The 26,489-nt window shown below is 65.1% G+C and carries 21 protein-coding genes, 1 tRNA gene, 4 pseudogenes and 1 riboswitch; of the genes and pseudogenes, 18 read left to right on the forward strand and 8 right to left on the reverse strand.

Annotated features, from left to right (window positions below):
• Window positions 1-136: 136 nt before the first annotated feature.
• Window positions 137-469 (forward strand): hypothetical protein, encoded by a 333-nt coding sequence (locus tag CKV91_RS03905; RefSeq protein WP_016666251.1) that lies wholly within the window; start codon window positions 137-139, stop codon window positions 467-469.
• A 316-nt stretch (window positions 470-785) separates the two neighbouring features.
• A complete protein-coding gene (locus CKV91_RS03910; protein WP_065861023.1) occupies window positions 786-1,727 on the forward strand; it encodes an Abi family protein in 942 nt (313 codons plus the stop codon).
• 112 nt (window positions 1,728-1,839) lie between these two features.
• Here CKV91_RS03910 and CKV91_RS03915 read toward each other — a convergent pair whose 3' ends face one another.
• A complete protein-coding gene (locus CKV91_RS03915; RefSeq protein ID WP_021106231.1) occupies window positions 1,840-2,316 on the reverse strand; it encodes a cupin domain-containing protein in 477 nt (158 codons plus the stop codon).
• Between the two features lie 244 nt (window positions 2,317-2,560).
• Between CKV91_RS03915 and CKV91_RS03920 the strand changes: the two genes are divergently transcribed.
• A complete protein-coding gene (locus CKV91_RS03920) occupies window positions 2,561-2,704 on the forward strand; it encodes a hypothetical protein (RefSeq protein ID WP_036957958.1) in 144 nt (47 codons plus the stop codon).
• Here CKV91_RS03920 and CKV91_RS03925 read toward each other — a convergent pair.
• Complete coding sequence (locus tag CKV91_RS03925; RefSeq protein WP_036957951.1) at window positions 2,701-3,150, reverse strand: hypothetical protein; 450 nt, start codon at window positions 3,148-3,150, stop codon at window positions 2,701-2,703. The two genes, CKV91_RS03920 and CKV91_RS03925, sit on opposite strands and share 4 nt — an antisense overlap.
• Before the next feature lie 313 nt (window positions 3,151-3,463).
• On the opposite strand from CKV91_RS03925, the gene CKV91_RS03930 reads away from it, so the two are divergent.
• From CKV91_RS03930 to CKV91_RS10065, 5 genes are all read left to right on the forward strand, one after another.
• Window positions 3,464-4,543 (forward strand): nucleoside hydrolase, encoded by a 1,080-nt coding sequence (locus CKV91_RS03930; protein WP_021106228.1) that lies wholly within the window; start codon window positions 3,464-3,466, stop codon window positions 4,541-4,543.
• A 123-nt stretch (window positions 4,544-4,666) separates the two neighbouring features.
• Complete coding sequence (locus CKV91_RS03935; RefSeq protein ID WP_016666247.1) at window positions 4,667-5,014, forward strand: PadR family transcriptional regulator; 348 nt, start codon at window positions 4,667-4,669, stop codon at window positions 5,012-5,014.
• Complete coding sequence (locus CKV91_RS03940; protein ID WP_021106227.1) at window positions 5,011-5,730, forward strand: DUF5808 domain-containing protein; 720 nt, start codon at window positions 5,011-5,013, stop codon at window positions 5,728-5,730. The genes CKV91_RS03935 and CKV91_RS03940 overlap by 4 nt, the downstream gene beginning before the upstream one ends.
• The gene (locus tag CKV91_RS03945) at window positions 5,727-6,266 is read left to right on the forward strand and encodes a hypothetical protein (protein WP_016666245.1); all 540 of its coding nucleotides are present in this window, start codon (window positions 5,727-5,729) and stop codon (window positions 6,264-6,266) included. The genes CKV91_RS03940 and CKV91_RS03945 overlap by 4 nt, the downstream gene beginning before the upstream one ends.
• Window positions 6,267-6,995: 729 nt before the next feature.
• Window positions 6,996-7,883, forward strand: a complete 888-nt coding sequence (locus CKV91_RS10065; RefSeq protein WP_414836114.1) for a GNAT family N-acetyltransferase — start codon at window positions 6,996-6,998, stop codon at window positions 7,881-7,883.
• On the opposite strand, the pseudogene CKV91_RS03955 reads toward CKV91_RS10065, so the two are convergent.
• From CKV91_RS03955 to CKV91_RS03965, 3 pseudogenes are all read right to left on the reverse strand, one after another.
• Window positions 7,798-8,028: pseudogene (locus CKV91_RS03955) on the reverse strand (aldose epimerase family protein); the annotation flags it as partial. The gene CKV91_RS10065 and the pseudogene CKV91_RS03955 overlap by 86 nt on opposite strands.
• 16 nt (window positions 8,029-8,044) lie before the next feature.
• A pseudogene (serB, locus tag CKV91_RS03960) lies at window positions 8,045-8,902 on the reverse strand (phosphoserine phosphatase SerB).
• A 44-nt stretch (window positions 8,903-8,946) separates the two neighbouring features.
• Window positions 8,947-9,132 (reverse strand): annotated as a pseudogene (locus CKV91_RS03965) (precorrin-6Y C5,15-methyltransferase (decarboxylating) subunit CbiT); the annotation flags it as partial.
• 70 nt (window positions 9,133-9,202) lie between these two features.
• A riboswitch (cobalamin riboswitch) is annotated at window positions 9,203-9,288 on the forward strand.
• Window positions 9,289-9,357: 69 nt separating this feature from the next.
• Here CKV91_RS03965 and cobO point away from each other — a divergent pair.
• The 3 genes from cobO to cobA are packed head-to-tail and all read left to right on the forward strand — an operon-like array spanning window position 9,358 to window position 13,723.
• Window positions 9,358-9,987, forward strand: coding sequence for a cob(I)yrinic acid a,c-diamide adenosyltransferase (gene cobO, locus CKV91_RS03970; RefSeq protein WP_065860888.1), 630 nt, complete (start codon window positions 9,358-9,360; stop codon window positions 9,985-9,987).
• Window positions 9,987-12,935, forward strand: coding sequence for a cobyrinate a,c-diamide synthase (locus tag CKV91_RS09465; RefSeq protein WP_051254933.1), 2,949 nt, complete (start codon window positions 9,987-9,989; stop codon window positions 12,933-12,935). The genes cobO and CKV91_RS09465 overlap by 1 nt, the downstream gene beginning before the upstream one ends.
• Before the next feature lie 11 nt (window positions 12,936-12,946).
• The gene (gene cobA, locus CKV91_RS03980; RefSeq protein WP_021106245.1) at window positions 12,947-13,723 is read left to right on the forward strand and encodes a uroporphyrinogen-III C-methyltransferase; all 777 of its coding nucleotides are present in this window, start codon (window positions 12,947-12,949) and stop codon (window positions 13,721-13,723) included.
• Window positions 13,724-14,092: 369 nt separating this feature from the next.
• Here cobA and CKV91_RS03985 read toward each other — a convergent pair whose 3' ends face one another.
• Window positions 14,093-14,842 (reverse strand): cobalt-precorrin-6A reductase, encoded by a 750-nt coding sequence (locus CKV91_RS03985; RefSeq protein ID WP_021104778.1) that lies wholly within the window; start codon window positions 14,840-14,842, stop codon window positions 14,093-14,095.
• A gap of 377 nt (window positions 14,843-15,219) precedes the next feature.
• Here CKV91_RS03985 and cobT point away from each other — a divergent pair.
• From cobT to CKV91_RS04020, 7 genes and pseudogenes are all read left to right on the forward strand, one after another.
• A pseudogene (gene cobT, locus CKV91_RS03990) lies at window positions 15,220-16,937 on the forward strand (nicotinate-nucleotide--dimethylbenzimidazole phosphoribosyltransferase).
• The gene (locus tag CKV91_RS03995; RefSeq protein ID WP_065860889.1) at window positions 16,937-17,803 is read left to right on the forward strand and encodes an adenosylcobinamide-GDP ribazoletransferase; all 867 of its coding nucleotides are present in this window, start codon (window positions 16,937-16,939) and stop codon (window positions 17,801-17,803) included. The pseudogene cobT and the gene CKV91_RS03995 overlap by 1 nt, the downstream one beginning before the upstream one ends.
• Window positions 17,804-18,098: 295 nt before the next feature.
• Complete coding sequence (locus tag CKV91_RS04000) at window positions 18,099-18,839, forward strand: helical backbone metal receptor (RefSeq protein ID WP_036957960.1); 741 nt, start codon at window positions 18,099-18,101, stop codon at window positions 18,837-18,839.
• Between the two features lie 44 nt (window positions 18,840-18,883).
• Window positions 18,884-18,959: transfer RNA gene (locus CKV91_RS04005), tRNA-Thr, on the forward strand.
• A 214-nt stretch (window positions 18,960-19,173) separates the two neighbouring features.
• The gene (locus tag CKV91_RS04010) at window positions 19,174-19,656 is read left to right on the forward strand and encodes an S-ribosylhomocysteine lyase (protein ID WP_197691362.1); all 483 of its coding nucleotides are present in this window, start codon (window positions 19,174-19,176) and stop codon (window positions 19,654-19,656) included.
• Between the two features lie 90 nt (window positions 19,657-19,746).
• Complete coding sequence (locus CKV91_RS04015; RefSeq protein ID WP_023034998.1) at window positions 19,747-20,529, forward strand: PTS sugar transporter subunit IIA; 783 nt, start codon at window positions 19,747-19,749, stop codon at window positions 20,527-20,529.
• A 44-nt stretch (window positions 20,530-20,573) separates the two neighbouring features.
• The gene (locus CKV91_RS04020; RefSeq protein ID WP_065860883.1) at window positions 20,574-22,154 is read left to right on the forward strand and encodes a PTS ascorbate transporter subunit IIC; all 1,581 of its coding nucleotides are present in this window, start codon (window positions 20,574-20,576) and stop codon (window positions 22,152-22,154) included.
• Between the two features lie 341 nt (window positions 22,155-22,495).
• Here CKV91_RS04020 and CKV91_RS09920 read toward each other — a convergent pair whose 3' ends face one another.
• Together CKV91_RS09920 and manA are read right to left on the reverse strand one after the other, a co-directional pair.
• Entirely contained in the window at window positions 22,496-24,598 is a 2,103-nt protein-coding gene (locus CKV91_RS09920; RefSeq protein ID WP_169712413.1) for a thioester domain-containing protein, read from the reverse strand.
• 433 nt (window positions 24,599-25,031) lie between these two features.
• Window positions 25,032-26,213, reverse strand: coding sequence for a mannose-6-phosphate isomerase, class I (gene manA / locus CKV91_RS04030; RefSeq protein WP_065860938.1), 1,182 nt, complete (start codon window positions 26,211-26,213; stop codon window positions 25,032-25,034).
• Window positions 26,214-26,489 lie beyond the last annotated feature (276 nt).

Consider the following 26,489-nt stretch of genomic DNA (forward strand, 5'->3'; position numbering starts at 1 on the left):
GCCTCACTGTCACGTCCCCGCGAGATGGGGGCCCTCGCCTCATGTAGTTTTCCCGTGAAATCTGGGGTTAACTGGCGCGGCGGATGCCGGTGACGTTCACCGTCTGACAGAACTCGCCTTTCACCGTGAACCCGCAGTGAGTAACCATGTCGACCTCGAAGAACCCGGGTTCGGATTCGACCTGGGCACCGGCTGTGCCGATGGTGATCGCGTTGGGCAGCCTTCGGCCTCCATCGCGTCGAGCAAGTCGTTCATCGATACCGCCAAGTACTTGCCGCACAACCCGCCACTGGTCGCCCACACGGTGGGCAGGATTGTGTGGGCGTCGGAGGAGTACTTGCAGCCCTTGGTACGGCGTGTGTCCATGACCCTGACGGTGGCGCTCGCGCGGCTCTTGGGCTGGCCCATCCTGGCTCACAGTTGCTGGCGGGTGTGGTCGCGGTTCCAGCCGGTCACCTCGACCACCTGATCCACGATGCCCTTTGTCCTTTGTCGACGTCGACGCATAGGCGGCCGCGTAATTCTTGGTCACCTCATAGCAAGCCTGCATTGACACCCCCTCACCATCCATACCCTTGGTCGTCGCTGTTGCCTGACGCTTTCACGCGGAAAAGTGTGTGAGGCACGGGCCCTGTTTATGCGGGGACCATGCGTGAGTCTCGTCGTGGCGTTGACGAGACGGCTACGTTGACGTACTATGAGATGTGATAGATCCCCGGTCAGGCCTCTAGTCTCGCGAGGGACAATGCACAAATGACCGGGGCCTTTCAGTGTCTAGAAAGCTCATGGTTAAGCGCTGGTTCAGTTACGACGAACAAGTTGAACTGCTTCAAGAACGCGGTTTGACCGTAACTGATACCGCAACAGCAGCTGATTTCCTATCTCGCGTGAACTACTACCGGCTCTCGGGATATTTCCGGTACTGGCAAGTGGACCCTACGGCGGGCGACGATCGTTTCCTCGATGGTTCATCCTTCGAAGTAATTCAGCGTCTCTACGAAGCGGAGCAAGACCTAGTTGCGGTTTGCGACGAAGTCCTCCACCCGATCGAGGTTCTCCTGAGAACCCGGTTCGCCTACTACTACGCACAGAAAGTCGGGTCGATTGGAGCATTCGCTCGGGGTGAGGGATTCACGCAATCGCCTGGTCGTGATGGCGAACGTGTAGAAGAACATGCGTTGTCGAATCTGGACCGGAGCAAGGAGACCTTTGTGTCTCACTACCGTGACGAGATCAAGACGGGTAATGCTTACAGCACGGAAGCGTACGCACGCATGCCCATCTGGGTAGCTGTGGAGGCCTTCTCGTTTGGAAGTCTGTCCAGGCTCATCGAGGCTTCAAGCAAGTCCGGAGTGCTGCAAGACGTGGCGATTTCGATGAACGTCTCTCCAACGACGCTGCCAAGTCAAGTCCGATCATTTGTCTACCTGCGCAACCGCAACGCTCACTGCGCGAAGCTGTGGAACCACTCTGTTCTCGACCGCCCAGGGGTCCTTTCTAACATTGCCCGGCGAGCCAAGCGAGACCATCGCCAGTTCAGCGATCACTCGATCTACAAGATCTTCGTAGCGCTTGACCAAGTCGCTACCAAGACTGGCCTTCAACAGGACTGGCTTGCCAACCGCGTCGAGCCAATCCTTGCCACGAACGCGCTTCTCGCAGCAGGTATCGCAACCCCAGCCCGCTACGGAGAAATGCCGCAGCAGCTACTCGTCCCCGGCCACTAGTTCTTCACGGCCCTCAGGTCTTTCAGTAGTAGTCGTCAGCGGACAGGCCCGCCGTCTACACAGTCGGGTGGGCAGGCGGTGATCGCCGCCTGCCCTGGACGGATGGTGCTTCTCAGGCGTGCAGATCGTCGGCGGTCTTGTCGGGTTGGACGCTCCACTCCGGTGGGACGTCGGCTCCGGACTTTTCGTCCTCCTCAGCCTTGGCGGCGGTCTCCTGGACGATGCCCGGGGTGTGGTGGACCGGGGCGTAGATGGCGTAGACCTGCATCGGCTCGTCACCGGTGTTGATGACGTCGTGCCAGGTGCCGACCGGGACCTGGACGGACCAGCCGTCGCTGACGTCCTGCTGGAAGTCGAGCTGATCCTCAGCCGGTCCCATGACGCAGCGCCCCTTGCCGGAGTCCAGGCGCAGGAACTGATCGGTGTCGGGGTGGGCCTCCAGGCCGATGGACTCTCCCACCGGGATGGACATGAGCGTCACCTGCAGGTACTTACCGGTCCAGGCGGTGGTGCGGTAGTTCGTGTTCTCCTTCGTTGCGGTCTCGATGTCGAAGGCGTTCGGTTTGGGGCCGTTGTCGTTGATCTTCATGGTCAACGCTTCCTTTCCTGGTGAGATTCGTGCTGCGGGTGTGGGCCAGTGACCGGTCGCGCCGATCGGATTGGTATCTGCAAGGCAGCCATTGCCCCACAATCTCGATGGATCCAGCCTATGTGGCCAGTGTGGCCAGTGTGGCCAGACTATCCTGCCCACCCACCTTGACGACATGTTCGACAATTCCAAGGGGTCTAGGCCTCTCTAGAGGAGAGTACGTGCTGTGTCGGCTCACTTCGACATGGAGATCCACGACGACGAGTTCCAGTCCGGCGTTCCCGCGGACAAGCAGCCGACGGTCTCCGACGTCCTGAACATCTGGCGTGAGAGGTACAAAAGGCCGCCAGGGAGGAGTCTCGGCGCTGTGATCATGGCGAGGGGCTAGGACTTCTTCTTCCGGGTGTCCCGGATCCCCTGGATGAGGATCGCGAGGATCCCGATCACCATGACCCACGCCATTTCCCCGACGGCGCCGTACCACGGTTGGATGAGGGCGGTGAGGGCGAGGACGATGAGAGCCCACGCGGCGAGGATGAGCGTCAGGATGAGCAAACGTGCAGCTCGTGTCTGGCCCGGTTTGCCTCCGCCGCGGGGGAACATTCGGTTCTCGCCAACCAGTTCCAGCAGGATCTCGCCGGGGATTCCGATGAGCAGGACTCCGACGAACATCCTCAGCGACCAGCGCCAACCGATGAAGATCGCCACGATCGCGAACACCACGGCCATGCAGATCGTAAACGCGACGGTGCCCGCAAAGATCCTCTCAGCGCGGGACGGTTCCTTCTCCTCGATGGTCATGACTTCCTCACACTCGCTCGCCAGCGTCGTCACGCACGTGGCTGACGACCTGCTCTGACAAGGCCAAGTGTCCTCCAGGAAGGCTCACGACCAAACCGAGGGGCTCCAGGCCGGACTGGGGATGCTACGAGACGTGTCCGTATGGAGGGTATGGGGATCAGTTGCACCGAATCCGTCGGCTCCTATCTCGATGAGGGTTCCGGGGCCGACGCCGACTCCGATACGAATGATGAGGTCCACCCAGTCGAGCATGATTCCTTCCAAGATTCGGGCAGGGCGGCACCAGGGGACAGTGAAATGTGTGGCACATACCCGTTGGACAATGAGGGGGGCAGGACACGCGGATGTGCGAGTCCTGGAGCAAAGGCGCTCTGACCAGCCCGAACAGCCTCAGCAGAAGGTGAGGTGGGACGACTCAACGATCAGTGGTGCGGTGGAGGGCCTCTATTCTGACGCCATGCCCACACGTTTCTTGCCGGTTCTGCTCGATTGCGACCCTGGGATTGACGACGCGTTCGCGCTGGCCTACCTGGCGTGCCGCGACGATGTCGAGACCGTCGGGGTGGTGACGACAGCTGGCAATGTCGGTCAGGACGACGTGCTGCGCAATGCCCTGGGGCTGACCGAGCTGCTCGGGATGGATGCCCCGGTGGCGCGTGGGGCGGACGCGCCCCTCGTCGAGCCGGTGATGACCGCCGAGGAGACCCATGGACCCCACGGTTTGGGGCATGCCCAGCTGGGGGACTGCGGACGTCACCCCGATGGGCGCAGCGGTGCGCAACTGTGGGTGGATCTTGCCCGGAAATACCCCGGCGAGCTGGTCGGCATCGTCACCGGGCCGCTGACGAACCTCGCGCTGGCGCTGCGGGAAGAACCGGACTTGCCGCAGTTGTTGCGGGGGCTGCACGTCATGGGTGGAGCGATCAACCACCGTGGCAACACCGGCCCGACGAGCGAGTGGAACATCGCGGTGGACCCGGAGGCCGGCCATGAGGTGTTCGAGGCATGGGGGAAGGCGTCCAAACGGGTCGTGCTTGGGGCGTTGCAGGCCACTGAGGTCATCAGGCTGGACGAGAGGGATCGTCGGGCTGTGAAGGAGCTAGGGGAACATCCGGTTGTGAAAGTCTTGGCCGACGCGCTGAGGTTCTACTTCGAGTTCCACGAGGCTGACGGGTTGGGATGGTGTGCGTACTTGCACGACCCGCTCGTCGTCGCCAATGCGGTGACCGGGAGATTTGCGACGACGCGGCCACTGGCCGTCGACGTCGAGCTGACCGGGACGCTCACCCGTGGCCAGACCGTCGGTGACGAGATGGGGCGGTGGGGCAAGGAGCCCAACGTCGACCTGCTGTGTGACGTCGACGCCGAACGGTTTATTGAGCACCTCATCTCGACGTTGCGGGAGGGGCTAGGCGCCGGGCGCTGAGATCAGGCGGCGTTTGGAACGAGCGGTCGACGAGCCTCTGGTAAGAGCAGGGGATGCCTCATTGAACTACTATGCAATGCAAGGTACATTGTTAGTCAAGCTACTTGGTTGAGGAGGAAAACCGTGGCGGAACGACAACTGCGCAAGGGTGCGCTCGAACTCGTCGTCCTCGGGTTGCTGGCGAGCAAACCGTCCTACGGAGGGGAACTCGTGGACAGGCTCGAGAAGGAGACGGATCTGGGCGTGTCTCAGGGGACGCTGTACCCGTTGCTCAACCGACTGCGTCGCGGTGATCTGGTTTCGACCGAGTGGCAGGAGTCGCCGTCAGGGCCTCCGCGCAAGATCTATCGCCTGACTGCCACCGGTCGAGGCTACCTGACAGAGCTCATCGATGAGTGGTCGCGCATCGCAGCCGCCGTCGACCGTGCCACCAACGATAACCACAACACTTCTGGCAAGGAGAGATCATGAACCTCTGGACTCGAGACGATGATGGCGTGCGTCGCCTGTTCGGCATCCCCGTCGGTGCGCCGTGGGGGAGCGGCTCCCGCATTGCGCTGCGCGGTTTCGAACCTGAGAACCCGCACCTGCTAGTGCCTCGCGCTGTGGGCATCGGATGGGATCTCAATCTGGGCGCCGTCGCCGTGCGCCTGGGGCTCATCCGCCCCGACGACTCCCTGCCCGACCTCAACGAATACGTTCCCGAGACGCTGCGTCGCGGCCTGGTTGCAGCGCCGTGGATCGGGGCCGGCGTCGCCAGCGGCATGGCACTCGGTTTCGTCAAGGCTGACCGGGTGGCGACGTCGTGGTCGCTCGGCGGCAAACCCAACCACTACATGAGCGGTGTGGCAGCAGCCCTGACGACTACCGGAATTACCACGGCGGCAGCCCTCTACCCGCGCTGGGTCGGGAAGGAGGATGGAGCTGACATCGCGGCGACGGCCCAGGCCCTGGGCATCCTGACCGTCATCGGTATGGCAAATCGGGCTGCCCGCAAGGAGATTCGTCGTCCCGGGAGCCGTCAGCCCCTCGCGGTTGTCGGAGCAATGCTGGCGCCGGTTGTCATGGGTGGAGTGCTGGTCGGAACGGTCAAGGTCGCCCTCGACGGCGTCGCACAGTCACTCGCGCATGGCGGCAAGGCGGGTCAGTCCGGGGAGCGAGGCCGCAACATAGGATTCCACTCATGAAGTACCTCCGATCCGTGGCCGTGATCTCAGCGGTCCTGCTCATCGCCGTCGCGGTCGCGAGGTCCTTCAACCGGTTCATCCCGGCTGTCAACAACACCACGATCGCCATCGTCGATCTGTGTCTGGTCGCTCTGGCCGTCGAGGTCATCGCCGAGTGTGCACGCATGCCCGGACGCACGAAGGGGTGGCGCATCGGGCGGGCCATCGCGATCATCGCGGCGGTGGTGGTGAGCGGGGTCATAGGGTTCCTGGCCCTGCTGTGGAGCGCCTTCGAAGGTGACGGAGGCGGGTCGTTCACCAAGGACGGCGAGACCTACTACGTCATGAGGACGTTCCCCGACAACGTCGTCATGTACCGAAAGACGTCGCCGGTGACCATGGCGGAGTCTGCGTTCGCCGACGACTCCGGCCACGCCCTCGGATTCGTGCCGATGCCGGTCGCTCTGTCAATCAGTCTGGATGAGTACGGCGGGGAGTACTCACAGATCCTGGCTGATGTACGTCGTGATCATCCCGATTGGCTCACCGACCGGTAGCCCATGGTCTGGCGAACGGTTCATCTCGCATCCATCAGACCGCCCGTCGGTGGCCGTGTGGGCCGGATTCGTGGCCGGAATTCTCTTCCTCCTGGCGGCCGTCGCAACGTTGAGGAAACCCTCGACCGACGAGTAGCGATCATAGAGGACCCGGAAAAGGGCATGAAGAGAGCGGGCGACGGGAATCGAACCCGCGTGTCCAGCTTGGGAAGCTGGGCCGCACTGGGATCCAGGCGTGCGCGGTCGCCTGATGATGCGACGATGTACCCGTTGGTGACCGACGTCGACCGATGGATTGGGTACGGACGCCTGGCGAGTGTTCGATTAATCGGGGTGGCTCGACGGTCGCGTGGGGTGACTTTGGCGGGGGAGTGTTGAGCGGGTCTCGGACGGCGGGTCTGGAGCACGTTCTTCGTTCCTTGCGTGCCGGGTGGGGTGCGACGGGGTGCAAGGCAGGAGCGAAGCGGATGCCGTGCGGGGCCCTGCGCAGTTCGTCGAGCTCGGCGGCGTCAGCCGCCGCTTGAAAAGCCAGTAGGGGAAGGTTCTCACGGACCCGCTAGTTTCGTTGGAAGGATTGGTGCCCGGGCGCTTCCGGTGATTCAAACACCAATCGGCCGGGAGGCAGGGTGGGGCTTGACGCGAGTCTCGGGTTTTGATCCTTTCGCCTGATTTGCGTTCCCCGATGCGGGGCCGGTGTGGTGGGCTAGGGATATGTCGACACTCGAAGAGATGTTTCCTCCCTTCGGCCTGCGGATCTCATGCAGGACCCTCCGTCTCGCGGTCCTTCGTGACGAGGACCTTCCCGAGCTGGTGGAACTTGTGCGAGGGGGAATCCAAGTGCCCGACTTGCTGATGCCCTTCCTGCGGGATTGGCATCAGCAGCCCTACCAGCCAGGGGATCCCTATGCGTTCCCTGCTACCTCATTGTCGTGGTGGTGGTCGCAGCGTTCGACGTTCGCTCCCGAAGAGTGGCGTTTTGCCCTGACAGTCCGTCACAAGGGGGAGCTGGTGGGAATGCAAGACGTACACGGTCGACACTTTCCTCAGGCTCGTCACGTTCTCACCGGTTCATGGTTGGGGCGGTACCACCAGGGCCAGGGGATCGGTACACTGATGCGACAGATGGTGGTGGGCTTTGCGTTCGATGAATTGGGTGTGCTCGAGTGCGAGTCTGGCTATGTCGAGGGCAACGCAGCATCGGCGGCCGTCAGCCGCAAGGTGGGCTACGTCGACAATGGTCATCGTCGAATCGTGCAGAACGTTCAGGATGGCGCTCAAGGAGTCACTGAACGGCGAGTACTGGTGACGCCGGAGACATTTCGCCGCCCCGGCGACCCTGTCACAGTTGAGGGGGCGAGGCGCTCAGAAGGTTCTTATGTGTGCAGATCTGAAGCTGTGAAAATTCAAGCGGATGGTCTGAGCTCTGTGCTTAGCCAAGGATCTGGATCGCACAGCGATTTGCAGGTTGTGCGCTGGAGTCTGTGTGGGGGTGTAGCCGTAGTGGATCGTCGGCAGGCCAGGGATGCGGCGGTCGGGCCAAGCCGTGCTGGGGATCCTGGTCGTTGTTCGGTCCGTGACCAAACCATGGGGCACACAGCGGGACACCTCCCCGGATGACCGCGTCGGACTCGTCGGCGTGCTCGGGGTCGAACCAGATGACGGGCTTGCCGTCGGCCTGCCACGCCAGCACCTGGCAGCCGTGCTCTGCGACCTGCCATGCGCCGTCATGAGCGGTGTGAAGGGTTCCGGGGAGGTTGGTCATGCCCCCATGATCGTGGTCATCGTTCCCACACTGCGCGAAGCGCGTCGATCCGCTCACAACGGATGGTGTTTCGTGCAGCCTCGACGACGACAGGTTTGGCGCAGAAGGCGATGGCCAGCCCGGCGGCGGCAAACATGTCGAGGTCGTTGGCGCCGTCTCCCACCGCGATCGTTCGCTCAAGATCTACCTCACGCTCCTCAGCCCAACGACGCAGTCAGGTGGCCTTGGCTGCCCGATCGACGATGTTCCCGACAACCCGGCCAGTGAGGTGGTCGTCGACGATCTCGAGCTCGTTGGAGGCTGAGAAATCGGCGCCGATCTCCGCAGCAAGCGGATCGACCAGGGCCGTGAACCCTCCTGACACCAACCCGACGGCTGCACCGACCTCGTGCGCCGCGGCCACCAGTTCCGTCGCACCCGGGGCGACGACGGTCGCCTTGCGAGCCTCCTCGAGGGCCCCGACGTGCAGACCCTCCAGGCACTTGACGCGCTCGTGAAGGGACTCGGCAAAGTCGAGCGTTCCGGCCATCGCCCGGGCCGTCACCTCACTGACCTCCTCAGCCTTCCCTGCGCACTCGGCGAGTAGGTCGATGGCCTCGGTGCGCGTGACTGTCGAGTCGACGTCACAGACAATGAGACCGGGCGGCTCGACAGCCAGGGCGCCATGGGGATGCAGGACGCCGGCGCCGGTCTGGGCGGCGAGTTCGCGTACCTGTGTCATGTTGCCCTCGAAGGACATGGCGTACTCGAAGATGTGAGCGGCCCAGTCACTGGTGTGGATGCCGCGCATGCAGGCGGAGCCGGGCCAAAGAAGGGTGCCGGGGGAGCGGAGGCTGGAGCGATCGTCACTGACGAGGATGACGCGAGAACTCATCATGGCACCACGGTAGGTGGGTTTCGGCCCGTCGGGTGGGGGTTCCACTCCACGGCGACCGATCCGGCGCCGGTGCCCAGATCCCACAGCGTCTGCCCGGGCATGGGGCGCAGGGCGGCCAGCGCCACCGCGCGCACCGGATGCTTCGTGATGAGCCCGTCATGGGCAAAGTGTTCCTCGTCAAGGCCGGGGGTGCGGCCCAGTTTTGCGGTGTCAGGGTCAATGGTCACGGCTCAAGGGTATGCCGGGTGAGTGAAAACACCTTCGGTGTGTCAGAATCGCGGTACCGGCCAGGAGGAATCCGGTGTGAGTCCGGAGCGGTCCCGCCACTGTGAGCCCCGTCGGGCGTGCCTCGACCACCGAGGCGCCTCGATGCGCAAGCCAGGTCGTCCGGGTCGGTGCTGAGTCAGATCGACGCTGCCATGATGCGGGCGAGGACCCGCGAGGAGGTTTCCATGCCAGCAGGCCAGAGCCCCATCACTCAGGACCCGAATGCCGTCCAGGATGGCCGCACCACCAGACAACGGCGTCTGAGACCGGTCGTCATGGTCAACACTGGTGAGGGCAAGGGCAAGACCACTGCCGCCATGGGAACCGCGCTGCGCGCGTGGAACCACGGCTGGGACGTCGGGGTGTTCCAATTCGTCAAGTCCGGTCGTTGGCACGTCGGCGAGCAGGATGCCCTGCAGGCCCTGGGAAGTCTGCACGAGAGCACTGGTGTCGGCGGACGCGTCACCTGGGAGACGATGGGCACCGGATGGTCGTGGACCCGCGCCTTCGATGCCGCCGAGGACCCCGCTCGGGCCGCCCAGGAGGGGTGGCGGCACGTCAAGGAGCTGCTCAACGACGAGGCGTTCGACTTCTACCTCCTTGACGAGTTCACCTATCCGCTCGACTGGGGCTGGATCGACGTCTCCGAGGTCGTCGAGGTGCTCACGCACCGTCCCGGAGCCCAGCAGGTCGTCATCACCGGGAGGCGGGCTCCCCGCGCGCTCGTGGAGATGGCCGACATCGTCACCGAGATGACGAAGATCAAGCATCCCTTCGATCTCGGCCAGCGTGGCCAGGCAGGAATTGAGTGGTGATGAGGATTCCACGAGTGCTGTTGGCTGCTCCGGCGTCCGGAGGGGGCAAGACGACGGTGACGACCGGACTCCTGGCGGCCCTGCGCGCCGCCGGTCACACGGTGGCCCCCTTCAAGGTGGGCCCCGACTATATTGACCCGGGCTATCACACCCTGGCGGCTGGGCGTCCGGGGCGAAACCTCGACGCGGTGATGTGTGGGGAGCACCGCATTGCTCCGCTGCTCGCCCATGGGTTCTGCACCCCCGAGCCGGCCGATGTCGCCCTCATCGAGGGCGTCATGGGGCTGTTCGACGGTCGTCTGGGAGACGGCGTCGGATCCAGCGCCCACATTGCGGCCCTCACCACGTCTCCGGTGGTGCTCGTCATCGACACGGCGCATGCGTCCCTCACCCATGCCGCCGTGGCGGCCGGACTGGCACATTTCGATCCCCAGGTGCGCATAGCCGGGGTGATCCTCAATCGGGTTGCCTCGCCGCGTCACGCCGCCGAGATCCGACGTGGTCTGGATCTGGCGGGACTGCCCGTGCTCGGTGAGATTCCTCGTAATCCCGACATCTTCGTGCCCTCACGCCACTTGGGGCTGGTGCCGGCCGCCGAGCGTGAGGAGTCGGCCCGTCAGGTGGAACAGTTGGCGCAGTTCATCGGCGACCACGTCGACCTGACGGCCCTGCTGCACATTGCCGAGGCCGCCCCGCAGCTGGACGCCCAACCCTGGGACCCGGCAGTGGCGTTGGCAGGTACCGGCATCGAGATTCCCGGGGTGTCACCCGATCAGACGCCGGCCTTGAGTGCCTCCCGGCAGCCGGCCTCCCACCAACCAGGGCAGGCTCGACCCACCGGAGGGGCCGGCCGGCCCGTGGTGGCCATGGCTGGTGGACGCGCCTTCACCTTCCGATACCCCGAGACCGCAGAACTGCTCGAGGCCAGTGGGTTCGAGGTTGTTGACGTCGATCCGCTCACTGCACCTGCCCTGCCACAGGACTGCTGTGGGCTGTACCTGGGGGGAGGGTTCCCCGAGGTGCACGCCACCGAGCTGTCGGCCAATGCGAGCCTGCATGACGACATTCGCCGTCGTGCCGCCGAGGGGATGCCGATCATCGCCGAATGTGCTGGGCTGCTGTACCTGTGCCGGCACCTCGACGGACACGACATGGCGTCCGTGCTGCCCCTGGATGGGGCCATGAACCAGCGTCTCACGATGGGCTACCGCACGGCCACCGCCCCGACCGACACCCTGGTGGCGCGGGCTGGTGACCAGGTGGTCGGCCACGAGTTCCACCGCACGCAGGTCGTCGTGGATGCCGAGCCGCATCGAGACACCGATTCGACACGGACCAGTGATGGCGCTCCCCAGGGCTCCTCGCCGCATTCCAGCGGGTTGCGTCCCGACCCACGTTCCGTGGCGGGCCAGTCGTCGTCCACGGCCGAGCATGCTCCACTGCCCGCGGCGTGGACCTTCCCGGGACGAGACGGCGTCGTGTCGGACGGTGTGGCGTGCGGCAGTGTCCACGCCTCCTACCTGCACCTGCACTGGGCGGGGACCCCGCAGGTTGCGGCCCGATTCGTGAAGGCTGTCTGGCAGTACGCGCAGCGTCCCCAGGGTGCGGGGGAGTCCATCGCCGTGGACCATTCGCCCGCTGACACAGGAGCTGCCCGCCCCGATGCCACGACTCGAGCGGGTGGGCATGCGGATCATTGCAGGCAGGCTCTCCCCGCTGGCGACGTCGACGCCGCGAGCACGGACCGGCCAACAGGGGCGGCAGCCCCCGAGTTGGTGCAGCCGGGCAAGACCGCCTCGGCGAGTCGGGACGAGTCGGCTCCCGCAGCACCAACAGCCGCCAGCCCGGCGGTGCAGGAATCTGCACCGCCACCTCCGCCCGCCGTTGAGCCCGACCTGCGCCACCACGGCGACCGGGACGTGCGCCAGGGACTCATCGACCTGGCTGTCAACGTGCGTGTGCAGCAGACCCCGGCCTGGCTCATCAACGCCATCGTCAGCACCGGGAACTGGGCCCACTACCCAGACCCCAGTGCCGCCCGCAATGCCCTGGCCGCCATGCACCAGGTGCCCCGGCAGATGGTGCTGCCCACCAGCGGTGGGGCGGAGGGATTCACCCTCATCGCCCATGACCTGCGCCCCGAGCACCCGCTCGTCGTCCACCCCCAGTTCACCGAACCGGAGTCTGCCCTCATCCAAGCGGGGTTCCAGGTGGCCCGGCTCATCCTGGACCGGACCAACGGCTTCCAGCTGGCTGCCGAGGACGTCCCCGACGATGCCGACCTCGTCGTCGTCGGCAACCCGACCAACCCCACCGGGCGACTGCACCCGCGTGAGGTCATTGCACGGCTGCGTCGCCCCGGGCGTATCGTCGTCGTCGACGAGGCCTTCATGGACGCCACCGACGAGGCGGAGTCCATGATCGGCCCGCACATGGATGGCGTCCTCGTGCTGCGCTCACTCACCAAGACCTATGGGCTGGCCGGTGTCCGTGCTGGATATGTCGTCGGTGATCCGGCGCTCATCGAACGCCTGGCCGCCCAGCAGCCGCCGTGGTCGGTGTCCACCCCGGCGGCAGCGGCGATGGTTGCCGTCACCGGAGACCTGGGACGAGCCCACCGCTTGGATCTGGCCCGCACCGTGCCCGGGCAGCGCGACGACCTGGTGCGGCGTCTCACCGACATCGGCCTGCCGCCGATCGACTCGGGAGCCCCCTTCGTGCTGCTGGACACCTCGTCGATCTCACCGCAGTCGATCCGGCCAGCCCTGGAGAGCCAGGGAATTGCCGTGCGACGGGGGGAGACGTTCCCCGGTCTGGGGCCCACCTGGATTCGACTGGCAGTACGCGACTGTCGCATCCACACCCGTTTTGCCGAGGCTCTTGGCTCCATTCAGGCCAGTCCGAGCGATTTCGACCTGCCCGCCGCCCCCGACCAGCACACATCCTGAGGAGAAGAACCATGAAACACAGCGCAGATCTCATTCCCGGCACCGTCACCCTGGTGGGAGGCGGTCCCGGCGACCCCGGGCTCGTCACCGTCGCCGGGTTGCAAGCCGTGCAACAGGCCGACGTCATCCTCTACGACCGTCTCGCACCTCAGGACATCATGGACGAGAACCCGGATGCCGAGAAGATCCCGGTGGGCAAGGTGCCGCGCGGAAAATACGTGCCCCAGGAGGAGATCAACCTGCTGCTCGTCGAGCATGCTCAGCAGGGCAGGAAGGTCGTGCGGCTCAAGGGTGGCGACTCCTTCGTCTTCGGACGCGGCGGTGAGGAGTGGCAGGCCTGCGCGGCAGCTGGCGTCCCGGTGCGGATCATTCCCGGCGTCACCTCGTGCGTGGCCGGCCCGGAGCTGGCCGGGGTGCCGCTCACCCACCGTCACATGGTGCAGGGATTCACCGTCGTCTCGGGCCACGTCGCTCCCGGCGACACCCGTTCCGAACTCGACTGGGCGCAGATCGCCAAGACGGGCACCACGCTCGTCATCCTCATGGGGGTGGCCAACATCGGCGGCATCTCCGAGAAGCTGCAGGCCGGTGGGCTTGCCCCGCACACCCCGGTGGCCGTCATCGGTGACGCCTCCCTGCCCACCCAGCAGGTGCTCACCTCGACCCTGGGAGAGGTGGCCGACGACATGGAGCAGGCCGGGATCAAGCCGCCGGCCATCACCGTCGTGGGTGACGTCGCCGGGCTCGACCTCGAGCACACCAGCGTCCACGAGCCCTCCGACCACTGACGTCCATCCGTCTACCGGCTTCCCTTCTGACCGCTGACGCCCATCAGCCCACTGGCCCCCTACGATCACTGATTCGGGGACGCCGACTGCCGGGCTCTGCTCCCACGCGCCTCATCCTGCCCAGCTGACTCCAGCGCCCAGTTCCTCTCACCGACGGAGGCACTCGGGTTCGCGGGTGGGGTCAGAGGTTGCCCGGGGAGGCTGATACAGCGCTCCACGCCATGTGCCCGGACGAGGTGGTACGGGTGAGACAGTGTGGTTGAGGTCGTGACGTGGGTCTGATGCGCTCCGACGAGGTGGTACGGACGCGGGCAACGGCTGTGTGCGGCTGTACCAACGTCACACACCAGGCAGGCGGCACGCAGCTGCTCATGGTCGTCGTCCGCCCGCCAGACGTGCGCGTATCCAGGCCTCGGCGTCCCCAACCCCGCTCACCTCGTCGTCCCAGGCGGGTTGGGCACCTCGCGAGATCATGACGACCCGGATCCCCGACTCGGCTGCGACGACGAGTTTGGCATCGGGCTTCACCCCGCCGGAGTCCTTGGAGACCAGCACCGACGCCCCGGCCAGTGCGGCACGTTCGTGATCGACGGTGAACGGCCCGCGCTCCCGGCGCACCACCCAGCCGTCCGGTAGCTCCTCGGCAGGGGAGTCGACACAGCGCAGCAGCAGATCGCGCTCACCCAGGCTCAGGTAGTGGGCGGTGGGCTGGCGTCCCACGGTGAGCACCACCCGTCCCGGGATTCCGGTGACGACGCGGGCCGCCTCGTCGTGATCGGCCACCCAGGTCCACGACGCCGCCTCGGGCAGGTCATGCCAACTGGGCCGTCCCAACCGCAGCAGGGGGACGTTCTCGGCCTGGCAGGCCTGGAAGGCGTGCCAGTGCATCGTCGTGGCGAAGGCGTGGGTGGCATCAACCACCGATCCGACGTTCTCGGTGCGCAGGAAGGTGCGCAGCCCGTCCACCCCGCCGAAACCGCCGACCCGCACCTTGCCGGGGAGTCGGGACGGTGCCGTGGTGCGTCCGGCGATGGAGGTGACGACGTCCACCTGCTGCTCGACGAGCCGGGCGGACAGTTTCCCGGCCAGACCGGTGCCCCCCAGAACCAGGACGTCCATGTCGCACACCTTCCATCCATTCACGACTGGCCTTGGCTCGACTGGCCCAGCACAATTTGGCCCGGCTCGATTGGCACCGAGCAGCACTGCCGAGGCCAGACGTCGGCCTGGGCCGTCATGTGCCCCAGGCTTTCACGCGGCCAAGGCTCCCATGCGTTCAGAGACCTCATGTGCAAGGATAGATCCCGCGGCGCGGTGGAACACCGGTGTGAGTCCGGGACGGTCCCGCCACTGTGACGCTGGGGACAGCGAAGTCAGACCACAACCGCCCGCTCATCCCCAGTCCGGGGATGGTTGCCGGACGTCACCTGACGGTTCCAGCTGCGCGGACACAGCTGCGGGAACGGGGTACGTTCTTGACCCCGGGAGAGAACTCCATGTCTGTCAGGTTGCCAGCCTCCTTGCCGCCCCAGAGCCTGCTCGCTCGTACCGCCAGGGCCATCACCCCGGTGGATCCGAGGATCCGGCAGGAGGCCCACGAGCGTCAGCAGATACTCACCAAGCCGGAGGGATCCCTCGGACTGCTGGAAGCCCTCTCCGAGCAGTTGTGCGCGATTTACGGGCAGGTTCCCGGGCCGATCCCCAGCCATCCCGTCGTCGGCCTGTTCGCCGGCGATCACGGGGTGTGTGCCCAGGGCGTCTCGCCCGACCCCCAGGAGATCACCTACCAGCAGGCCATCAACATGGCTGCCGGGGGAGCCGGTGTGGGGGTGCTCACCCGTCAGATGGGTGGCAAGGTCATCGTCACCGACGTCGGCATACTCAAGGACCTTCCCGTAGGAACCGGAGTCGTGGATCGCAAGATCCAGCACGGTACCGACGACATCTCCGTCGGCCCGGCCATGAGCCTCGACGATGCCGTCACGGCCTTCGAGGTGGGCATCCAGACCGGTCTGAACGCCATCGACGGGGGAGCCGACACCCTCATCGCCGGTGAGATGGGCATCGGCAACACCACCCCGGCAGCCGCTCTCATCGCCCTGTTCACCGGAAAACCTGCCAAGGAGGTCACCGGCCACGGGGCCGGGGCCGATGAGCGGCGTCGCGCCCACAAGATCGCCGTCGTCGACAAGGCTCTCGCCGTCAACGAACCCGACGCAGCGGATCCCGTGACGGCCATGGCCCTGGTCGGCGGGTTCGAGCTCGCCGCCATGGCCGGCCTCATGCTCGCCGGTGCCAGCAGGCACGTCCCCATCGTCATCGACGGCGTCCTGGCCTGTTCGGCAGCCCTCACCGCCACTGCCATCGCCCCCGCCACCCTGGACTATCTCGTCGCCGGGCATGCCGGGGCCGAGCCGGGTATCGTCGCCGCCACCGAGAAGCTTGGTCTGCCCGCCCTGCTGGATCTCGGCATGCGGCTGGGGGAGGGCTCCGGGGCCATCCTTGCCTTCCCCATCGTGCAGGCCGCAGCGCACATCATGGCAGAGATGACCACCTTCGACGAGGTCGGTGTGACCGATGTCAAGGTGACCGGCCAGACCGATTTTCCCGGCTCGGCGGAAGCTGGGGCCAGCAAGGACGCCGTCCGATGAGTGTGCACACCCCGACACCAGTGGATTCCCGTCCCAGCCGCGCCATCGTGCTCGGTGGGGCACGCTCGGGCAAGTCGACCTTCGCCGAGTCGCAGCTGGCCCAGTGCGAGGTCGTCACCTATGTGGCCACCAGCGCACGCAACCCCGACGACCCGGAGTGGACCGAACGCATCCGACTGCACCAGCAACGCCGCCCCGAGTCGTGGCGCACCGTGGAGACTCTCGACGTCGCCGCCGTGCTGCTCGACGACGATCCGAGCCCGGTGCTCGTGGACTGCCTGGGGGTGTGGATCACCCGCATCCTCGACGAGGTCGGCGCCTGGAACGACGAGCCGGGCTGGCGCGATGGGCTGAGGACCCGCGTCGACGAGCTCGTCGACGCCATCCGACGCACCCACCGACGAGTGATCCTCGTCTCCAACGAGGTGGGGATGGGCGTGGTACCCGACACCGCTGCCGGACGCCTCTTTCGTGACGAGCTCGGACGTCTCAATGCCGCCGTCGCCGGTGCCTGCGACGAGGTGTGGATGTGCGTGGCGGGCATCCCGCGCAGGTGGGCATGATGGAAACGCCAACAGATTCCCAGGACGGTGCCCCCCGGACCACCTCAGCCCGCGGCCCACTGGGGGGTCTGGCCGCCGCCACCTTACTGTTCACCATCCTGCCTGCCCCCATGATCGCCGACGTGGACCGTCGAGTGGCCATCCGTGCCATCCGCGCCTTCCCCTGGCTGGGACTGTGTCTGGGCGTGGTCGGTGGACTCATCGCCGGGGGAGTACTGGCGATGGGAGCCGGATCGTGGCTCGCCGCGATCCTGGCGCTGGTGTGGCTCACCGGTGCCACCGGAGGTTTCCATCTGGACGGTGTCGCCGACACCGCCGACGGACTCGGCTCGCGACGTGACCCAGCCCGGGCCCTGGAGATCATGAAACAGTCCGACATCGGGCCGATGGGTGTCATCGCCCTGGTGCTCACCCTGCTCGTCGACCTCGGCGCGCTCAGCTCGCTCACCGGTACTGCCGGGGCACTGGGTGCAGGATCGTGGTGGCGAGTCGGGCTGCTCGTGATGCTGGGGCCGTCAGTGGCCCGTGCCGCGATCATCGTGGCGACGATGCCGTCCATCCCGTGCGCCCGACCCGGCGGGTTCGGTTCCCTGGTGGCTGGGGTGAGCACCCCGCGCACCGTGGCCGTCAACTTCGCTGCGCTGGAGCTGGTGTGGGCCGCCCTGGGCTGGGCGGTCGGTGGCTGGCAGTGGGCCGTGACCGTGGCGGTGGCCACGCTGGTGGCGCTGGGCATGGCATGGCTGTGGATCAGACACCTCGTCAAGCGGTTCGGCGGGCTCACCGGCGACTGCTACGGCTCGATCAACGAACTCACCCAGACCGTCACCTGGACCCTGCTGGCCCTGGCGTTGGCCGTGGTGGCATGAAGACGTGGCCGAGGATGCGGCATGAGAACGTGGCAGTGCGCAAGACGGTGAGGGAGGACGCACGATGAACAGTGGACGGCGCGACGAGAGGCAGCACGAAGGCGGCTCTGCCGAGAACGCCCCGGCTGGGGCCGGCCAGGACGCGGCCAATCGATGTGAAACCGACCGGCACGGTGCAGATCGGTGCGGGGCCAGTCGACACGCAGATCGACATGGGGACAAGCCGCACGGCACGCAACGATCCGACGATGCTGGCGCCACGCCCGGGCAGTGCCGGGACGATCGGGGCACCCCGGTGCAGCTCGGTGAGATCCGTCGAGTGGTGAGCCTCGTCCCCTCACTCACCGAGGCCATCGTCGCCACCTGCCCACAGCTTCTGGTGGGTTGCACCGACTACTGTGTGCGCCCACCCGACATGGACGACGTGGTCGGTCATGCGGTGTGCCGGGTGCGGGGCACGAAGAACCCGGATCGTGCCGCGATCGCCGAGCTGCGTCCCGACCTCGTCATCGCCAATGACGAGGAGAATCGGGCCTTCGACGTCGAGAAGCTGCGCGCCGACGGTGTGCCGGTGTGGGTGACGCACATTCCCACTGTTTCAGACGCCCTCACCAGCATGGCACGGCTGTTTGGCGTCTTGGGGTGCGCCGAGGAGCCGAGTTGGCTCACCGCTGCACGTCAGGAATGGCAGCCCCCGTTCGAGGGCCCCAGACTCACTGCCGTCGTGCCGATCTGGCGTGACCCGTGGATGTGCATCGGACCGAACACCTATGCTGCCGATGTGCTGGCGCACTGCGGAGTCGATCTGGCACCACTTCCCGACGATGGCACGCGCTATCCGCACGTGGAGCTCGAGACGATCCTGGAGCTTGGCGCCGACCGCGTCATCCTGCCCGACGAGCCCTACTCCTTCGGCCGCTCCGATGCCGCCGACCTGCCCGGCTGCGACGTGCGATTCGTCGACGGGCAGCGTCTGGTGTGGTACGGGCCCATGATGGTTGGTGCCCGGTCCCAGCTGACGTCAACTATGCGTTGACCGCCCAAACGTGCCACAATGTGCCGTATGCCCTGTTGGGCCGTGCCTCTGTAGCTCAGTAGGTAGAGCGCCGCTCTTGTAAAGCGATGGTCGCGGGTTCGATTCCTGTCAGAGGCTCCACTGACCACCTCGGCCGTGTCGGCAAGGACGATCGTGTCGGTGGCCGGTGTGTGCCCCCTCGCGTGGGGCTGGCCCACGCTTGTCGCCCATCGATTCGAGTGGGATGGCTACCTGCTCTTTCACCCCCCGACTCAAGTGGGACGGTTACCTGCACTCTCGCCTGTTGAATTGGGCTGCCGCCCACCCCGGACTGTCTTGCCGCTGGGAATCTTGGGTGCGAGATGATGGATTCATGGCACAGAAGATGAATGTCGAGAGTTTCAATCTGGATCACACCACGGTGGCAGCACCCTTCGTGCGGGTGGCAGACGTCAAGCACCTACCTGTCGGCGACACCCTCACCAAGTACGACGTGAGATTCTGCCAGCCCAACCATGACCACCTGGAGATGCCGGCGGTCCACTCGATCGAGCACTCCTTCGCCGAGTGTGTGCGCAACCACAGCGAATCCGTCATCGACTTCGGACCGATGGGCTGCCAGACCGGTTTCTACCTCATCATGGTTGGCGAGCCAGACGTCCCTGCCGTCTGCGATCTGGTGGAGACGACCTTCCGCGACATCCTGGAGCTCGACGCCACCCCGGCCGCCAACGAGGTGCAGTGCGGGTGGGGAGCCAATCACTCCATCCATGCTGCGCAGGAAGCCGTTCGCACGATGCTGGATCGACGCGATGAGTGGGAACAGGTGACGGCCTGATCGACGATGGGGGTACTCCCCACCGGCGCCTGACAACGGCGCGGAAGTACACTTAATCGTCCCATTCCTGCGACGACGGAGGACTCTGCTGTGATCGACCTCACCGACATTCTGCCCCTGGGGGCAATTCGGGTGGAGGCGTCGGCCTCCGACTGGCCGGCAGCCATTCGTGCTGCTGGCGAATTGCTCGTTGCCACCGGTACGGCCACCCCGGAGTACACCGAGGCCATGATCGACAACGTCAGGCAGAACGGTCCCTACATTGTCGTCGCTCCCGGATTCGCACTGGCCCACGCCCGGCCCGATGAGTCAGTACGGCACACCGGGATGTCCTGGGTCCATCTTGACGAACCGGTGGCCTTCGGTCACCAGACCAATGATCCCGTCACCATGGTGGCCGGACTGGCCGCCAGTGACGCTTCGGACCATCAGGACGTCCTTGCCGCGCTGGCGACCGTCCTGGCCGATCCCAGCAGACGTACGGCTTTGGAGACGGCGCACACCGCCCAAGATGTCGTGTCGATCCTGTCGGGGAGGAACGACTTGGACGGTGGACGGCAGGCCGCATCGCCTGCCACCACGACCTCTCGGAATCTCCTGCTCACGGTCTGCGGGAATGGGGTGGGCACGAGCCTGTTCCTCAAGAACACCACAGAGCAGGTTCTGGACGTCTGGGGGTGGACGCCGTACCTCGGCGTCGAGGCCACGGACACGATCTCGGCCAAGGGACGGTGCAGTGAGGCCGACGCGATCCTCACCTCCGGTGCCATCGCCCAGACCCTTGGGGAGCTCCCCATCCCGGTGGAGGTCGTCGACGACTTCACGTCGATCTCCGAGGTGGACGCTGCGCTGCGTCGCATCTTCGACGTCTGATCACCAACCGTCCACACAGCCCAGCGTCACACCGAAAGCCACCCATGAGCATCGTCCTGGCCATCGTCCAATTCCTCGTCAACGAGATCCTCAGTGTTCCCGCCTTCCTCATCGGCATCATCACCGCCATTGGCCTTGCAGCCATGCGCAAGGGGGCCGGGCAGGTTGTGGGAGGAGCCATCAAGGCTGTCCTCGGTTTCCTGCTCATCGGGGCTGGTGCCGGGCTGGTGGTCAACTCCCTGAACCCACTGGGCACGATGATCGAGGGGGCTCTCGGCGCTCACGGAGTCGTTCCGACGAACGAGGCGATCGCCGGCATTGCCCAGCAGCAGTACGGGTCGCAGGTCGCTTGGATCATGCTTGCCGGATTCCTCGTCTCGCTGGTGCTGGCTCGCGTCACGCCGTTGCGATACGTGTTCCTCACCGGGCACCACATGCTGTTCATGGCGACCCTCATCACGATCGTCATGGCCTCTGCCTCGATGCCCACCCCGATCGTCATCGGACTGGGATCCTTGTTGCTGGGCATACTCATGGTGAGCCTTCCCGCCCTGGCACACCCCTTCACCCGCAAGGTCACCGGTGGTGAGAACATCGCCATCGGGCACTTCGGCACCTCGGGGTACATCGCCTCCGCTGCGACCGGGCGTCTCGTGGACCCGCATGGGCGGAGCCGTTCGACGGAGGAGATCAAGGTTCCCGAGGGTCTGCGATTCCTGCGCGACTCAATGGTGGCGACAGCCCTGTCCATGGTCCTCATGTACGTCATCATGGCCATCGTCTTCCTTGCGCGACGTGGCAGGACGGTAGCTTTCACAGCCTTCCCCGACGGGGCCACCGGGATCGGCAACTACATCATGTCGTCGGTGACCGAGGGCCTCGAATTCGGTATCGCCGTCGCTGTCATCCTGTTCGGCGTGCGGACGATCCTCGGTGAGCTCATCCCGGCATTCCAGGGCATTGCCAAAAAAGTTGTGCCGGGGGCGGTCCCAGCCCTCGACTGCCCCATCGTCTTTCCCTATGCCCAGAACGCGGTGCTCATCGGATTCATGTCCTCATTCATCGGCGGCCTGATCGGTCTGACGCTCCTCGCGACCTTACTTGGACCGGCCTTCGGGCTGGCGTTGATCCTTCCCGGTCTGGTGCCTCACTTCTTCACCGGTGGCGCAGCGGGCGTCTACGGCAATGCGACCGGAGGACGCCGCGGCGCCATCGCCGGTGCTTTTGTCAATGGCCTGCTCGTGACGTTCCTGCCGGCCTTCCTGCTCAAGGTGCTGGGATCCTTCGGATCGGTGAACACGACTTTCGGGGACGCCGACTTCGGATGGTTCGGCATCCTCATCGGTTATGGCTCCCGGGCCGGTGTCGTGCCGGGAGCGGTCATCCTCACCCTGATCGGCGCCATCATTCTGCTGTCTGCCATTGCGGTGCAGAAGAGGGTCGTCGAGGGGGGATGGGATCCAGCTCCGGATCGGGGCGCTGCAGGTGATGGTGCCGTCACCAGCACTGTCGAAAGCATTGCTGCACCCGGTGGGGAGAATGCCCCGGTGTCCTCGTCCCGCGGTCGAATCCCGCGTCCTGCAGGAGCCCCGTTACCTCCCTCCCGGCAGGATCTCGGGTTGTGACATCGCGCAGCCGGTGTGACACTCGAGCGTTCACCTGAGCAGATCGTGTCGATTCGTTGACCGCTGACAGTGCAGCGAGCCACGGTTGCCTACGTCTGGGATGTGGCTGGTTGCATCACCGACGAGATTCTCCTGTCACTGCGGGCACGAATGTCCGTAGTGCATGATTCGTTGGTTCAACACCGGTGATCTCTGCCTCGGCAAATCTGGCGGTGGCCTCTCCTCGTCCTGAACCTTCCCGGCAGGTGACAGAAAGGTGCCCCGCGACTGTTGGGTCGCGGGGCACCTTTTGTGGATCACCTAGGAAGCCACATGGCTTCTGATGATTCCTGATTCAGTTGTCACACACCGGTGGCGGGCAGTCCGGGCTCTACGCAGACATCAGCCTTGCCAGCCTTGTCCTTGGCCACGGCACCATGCTTGCCGGCAGTGGCGCCCTGATCCGGCACGCAGGTCGTGGGAACGATGACGCAGGGTTTCCCGTTCTCGTCGGTTCCACCCTGGCCTGGCACGCAGGCCGTGGGAGTGCTGCTCGGAGCCGGGGTCACGCTGGGTGCCGGGGTCCCACACGGCTTGCCGTTCTCGTCGGTTCCGCCTTCACCTGGCACGCAGGGTGTCGGGGTCGGGGTAGCCGACGGGGTCTCGCACGGGTTGCCGTTCTCATCAGTTCCACCCTGGCCTGGCACACAGGCCGAGGGGGTGTCACTCGGGGCCGGCGTCGGGGTGTCCGATGGTGTCGGTGTTGGGGTGTTGCAGGGGTTGCCGTTTTCGTCGGTTCCGCCTTGGCCTGGCACGCAGGGTGTCGGGGTCACGCTGGGCGTGTCGCTTGGCGTGGGTGTTGGGGTGTCCGATGGGGTTGGTGTGGGGCTGTCGGAGGGTGTGGGGGCTGGTGTGATGCAGTCCTCGGAGGTGTCTCCTGGCAGGCATGGAGTGGGCTCCGGGGTGGGAGTGTCACTCGGGGTCGGCGTCGGTGTGTCCGACGGGGTGTCCGACGGTGTCGGGGTTGGGGTTCCACACGGCTTGCCGTTTTCGTCGGTTCCGCCTTCACCTGGCACGCAGGGTGTCGGGGTCACGCTGGGCGTGTCGCTTGGCGTGGGTGTTGGGGTGTCCGATGGGGTTGGTGTGGGGCTGTCGGAGGGTGTGGGGGCTGGTGTGATGCAGTCCTCGGAGGTGTCTCCTGGCAGGCATGGAGTGGGCTCCGGGGTGGGAGTGTCACTCGGGGTTGGTGTTGGGGTGTCCGATGAGGTTGGGGTCGGAGTATCCGATGGCGTGGGTGTGGGTGTCGGCTTCTGGGCGGCGTCCCAACTCACGGACACCGAGGCGCTGGACTCACTGTCGTCCGAATCAATGATGACCGTCGTCTGGCCATGATCTCTGCCAGACTTCTCAAAAAGAACCTTGCCGGACAGATTGGACTTCTTCACCGAGGTGCTGATGGTGGCCGAGCCAGCCGGGGCATCGGCGGGCACCTTGAGGTAGAGGTCCTTGCCGACTGGGGCCTTGGCCTTGTCGATGGCGTTGCCGTCGGCGTCAACGATCTCCCAATCACTGGCGGGATCGCTCACGGTGAGAGGCAGCGTCTTCTCGGTGCCACCGAAGCGGATCGGACCGACGGGCTGGCCAGCGACCCCAGTCCCTGAGGGGCCGGTGACGGTGACTTCCGCTGCCTTCTTGTCCGAGGTGTCCAGTGGGACGCCGGTGTTCTTGGGGCCAGTGAGGTAGCTGTAGAAATCCTTCAGATCCTTGGTGACATCTTCGGGCAGATCAGATTCACTGTTGGTAACCGGGTCATAGGCGGCAGCACTCTGGAGGTCGCGGTTGTCCACGTAGTGGAGTAGCGCGGCGTGAGTGGCAGAAATGGCTTCAGGCCTGGTCAGGTTGCTGACCCCCGAGTCAGCTCTGAGTTGATCGAGGTCCTTCGTTGGGTAACCGTTCTCAGTCACCCATTGGGCTTCCTGCTGACGATCCTTGTCATTCGTGATCGGCAGCGGGGTTCGCTGATTCTCGGCCTTGAGTCCGCTCCAGTTCCCCACAGTCAAGGTGGTGGCGGGGTTTTCCTCAACCGTGTAGTACTTGATCCCAGGTTCGATGCAGTATGTGTATGCATATTTACCTGGGGCAATCTCCACAGTCTGGATCAGATCTTCGATTGCATGCCTGGGATCCCCGGTGTGCGGGGTGGGGACGCTGTAGTGGGTTCTGTACCCCACCATCTCCTTAAAGTTGGAATGCTTTACAAAGTTGATTGGTTTGGGGTATCCCTCGGAGAGTCCCGGATTCACGGGCTGGTCGGCGTCCCCGGGGGCAGCGTTCGCCTGGGCCGGTGTCAGGAAACCGGCACCACCGACGAGCGCGGACAACACCCCCAGACCAGCGTTGATCAGTACCTTGCGCATGGCGCCCTTTCTGTGAGCAGGTAGGAACTTGACCTTCGCTGTTGCCATGCAGCATGCCTCTGATGGTGAGTTTCACGGATGTTTACCGAGAGTTCAGAGGCCAATACGCTGATCATGAAGCACACACCGGGGTCAGGTTGTTAGACCCGAGTGACTGTACATACTTTCAGAGTAGGGTGTCAAAGCTGTATTGGCATACGAGTATGGCCCATCCGGTATCAGATGAGAACGAAAGCTAATACCTGTCTGACACAAATCGAGAGCGCCGATGAATCTCCTTGTCAGACGGCAACAAACCTCCCACGGGCGCAGCTGAGGCCGTCGGATGCGTCAGGAATCTGCCGGGAGCGGACTGCGATGCGGGTGTCGTGTGACTGGCTGACAACCTCGCGGTGATGCGTGGATTTGCAAGGAGTTTTTCATATAACATACTGAAGAAAAGAAGGCAAAACTCGACCGCCGCGTGAAAACATGAGACTGGTCACATACCTGGTGAAGCGATGAACCCCTCACAGTTCCCATTGAGCTGTACCTGCTCACCCGCGGGGATCCAGGCGGCCATACCGTGCACCAACTCGTCGGTGCCACTCGGGCTGGTGCACACGACGTAACCCCCTGTCACCAGGAGGATCCGTGGTTGATCGGGGCGCGGTGCCATTGCTGGTTGATCGACGTCAAGGTCGAAGCGGTACAACTGGAACTGCGGGTACTGCGTGTCATAACGTCCCATGCCGGCTCCCACACCCACGAGGTCGACCAGGTCGATGGGTTGCGTGACGAAATTGACGATCGAGATGAGCCGGTCGATGTCGATGTGCTTGTGAGTGAGCCCACCGCGCACGACGTTGCTCGAGTTGGCGGCAAGCTCCACCCCGGTGCCAGTGAGGTAGCAGTGCAGGGTGCCGGGATTCACCAGCAGAGCATCCCCGCGGTGCAGATGACGGTGATTGAGCAGCAGTGCGGCCAAGATGGACGGATCGGAGGGGTGGTGCTCGTCCAGGGCAACGGCGGTGCGGGCGAACACACCCAGCTCTCCCTCGTCGTCCACATGGTTGACGGCGGCTGACGTCACCTCGCTCACCCATGCCTCGCGTTCCGGTCCACCGCTCAGACAGTCGAGGAACACCTCGGCCAGGCCGGCGGAACTGCGGCGTTCGGTGAGCGGGCCGATGACCTGGTCCAACGAGGCAGGCACGTCGAGTGCGTCGAAGAGGTTGCGCGTCTGGATCGGGTCGCGGAAGCCGTGCAGCACGTCCACCTCGTCCATGGCGACGAAGATCTCTGGTTTGCCCCACGGATCCAGAAAGGTGCGATCGGGGGAGTCCAGGGCCACACCACGCTCGTTGTCGGCAGCGAACCCCTCCCAGGCCTGTTCGTCATTGGGGTGGGCCTGCAGACTCATGGGGCGTGCCGCGGAGACGATCTTCATCATGTAGGGCAGTCGTCCCTCGAATCGCTGCCCAGCTGATCCGAGCTCGTCGGGATGCACGTGGAGGTGCTGCGTCAACGGTTCACCACTGCTCAGCTGCGATGGTGCCAGGGGGTGGGCGCCGAGCCAGTACTCGGCCTGGGGATTGCCGTCGGGTTCGGTGCCCAGGATGGTGGGGACGCCGGTGGTGCTTCCCCATGCGTACTGTCGAATGCTGCCTGTCAGACGCTCCATCGCCAGTCCTCCCACGTGGACACGGATACCTCAATCCTGCCACGACCATCCGGCGAGGTGCGCAGCACGCCCGTCGCGCCACGTGAGGAGGATGCGGGTCGGTCAGCCCGAGGCCGATGGCCGACGTGCGCCTGCCACACCACATGGTCGAGGAACCACATGGTCCAGGAAGCGGGGACGTACGTGCGAGGAGCGTCGAGATGTCCGGCCCGGTTGGGGCATGTCTGGCCCGGCCGGGGCCGGAATCTGCCGGAGATCTCGCTACGCTCAGACGAT

It is taken from the genome of Cutibacterium granulosum, assembly GCF_900186975.1.
Taxonomy (GTDB): domain Bacteria; phylum Actinomycetota; class Actinomycetes; order Propionibacteriales; family Propionibacteriaceae; genus Cutibacterium; species Cutibacterium granulosum.

Bases quoted from the DNA above. Each gene is read 5' to 3' on its own strand.
- CKV91_RS03945 (WP_016666245.1), top strand. From the start codon at position 5,727: ATGAAGTACCTCCGATCCGTGGCCGTGATCTCAGCGGTCCTGCTCATC.
- cobO (WP_065860888.1), top strand. From the start codon at position 9,358: ATGCCAGCAGGCCAGAGCCCCATCACTCAGGACCCGAATGCCGTCCAG.
- CKV91_RS03910 (WP_065861023.1), top strand. From the start codon at position 786: ATGGTTAAGCGCTGGTTCAGTTACGACGAACAAGTTGAACTGCTTCAA.
- CKV91_RS09465 (WP_051254933.1), top strand. From the start codon at position 9,987: ATGAGGATTCCACGAGTGCTGTTGGCTGCTCCGGCGTCCGGAGGGGGC.
- CKV91_RS03995 (WP_065860889.1), top strand. From the start codon at position 16,937: ATGGAAACGCCAACAGATTCCCAGGACGGTGCCCCCCGGACCACCTCA.
- manA (WP_065860938.1), bottom strand. From the start codon at position 26,213: ATGGAGCGTCTGACAGGCAGCATTCGACAGTACGCATGGGGAAGCACC.
- CKV91_RS04020 (WP_065860883.1), top strand. From the start codon at position 20,574: ATGAGCATCGTCCTGGCCATCGTCCAATTCCTCGTCAACGAGATCCTC.
- CKV91_RS03915 (WP_021106231.1), bottom strand. From the start codon at position 2,316: ATGAAGATCAACGACAACGGCCCCAAACCGAACGCCTTCGACATCGAG.
- CKV91_RS03940 (WP_021106227.1), top strand. From the start codon at position 5,011: ATGAACCTCTGGACTCGAGACGATGATGGCGTGCGTCGCCTGTTCGGC.
- CKV91_RS03985 (WP_021104778.1), bottom strand. From the start codon at position 14,842: ATGGACGTCCTGGTTCTGGGGGGCACCGGTCTGGCCGGGAAACTGTCC.
- CKV91_RS09920 (WP_169712413.1), bottom strand. From the start codon at position 24,598: ATGGCAACAGCGAAGGTCAAGTTCCTACCTGCTCACAGAAAGGGCGCC.
- CKV91_RS10065 (WP_414836114.1), top strand. From the start codon at position 6,996: ATGTTTCCTCCCTTCGGCCTGCGGATCTCATGCAGGACCCTCCGTCTC.
- cobA (WP_021106245.1), top strand. From the start codon at position 12,947: ATGAAACACAGCGCAGATCTCATTCCCGGCACCGTCACCCTGGTGGGA.
- CKV91_RS03920 (WP_036957958.1), top strand. From the start codon at position 2,561: ATGGAGATCCACGACGACGAGTTCCAGTCCGGCGTTCCCGCGGACAAG.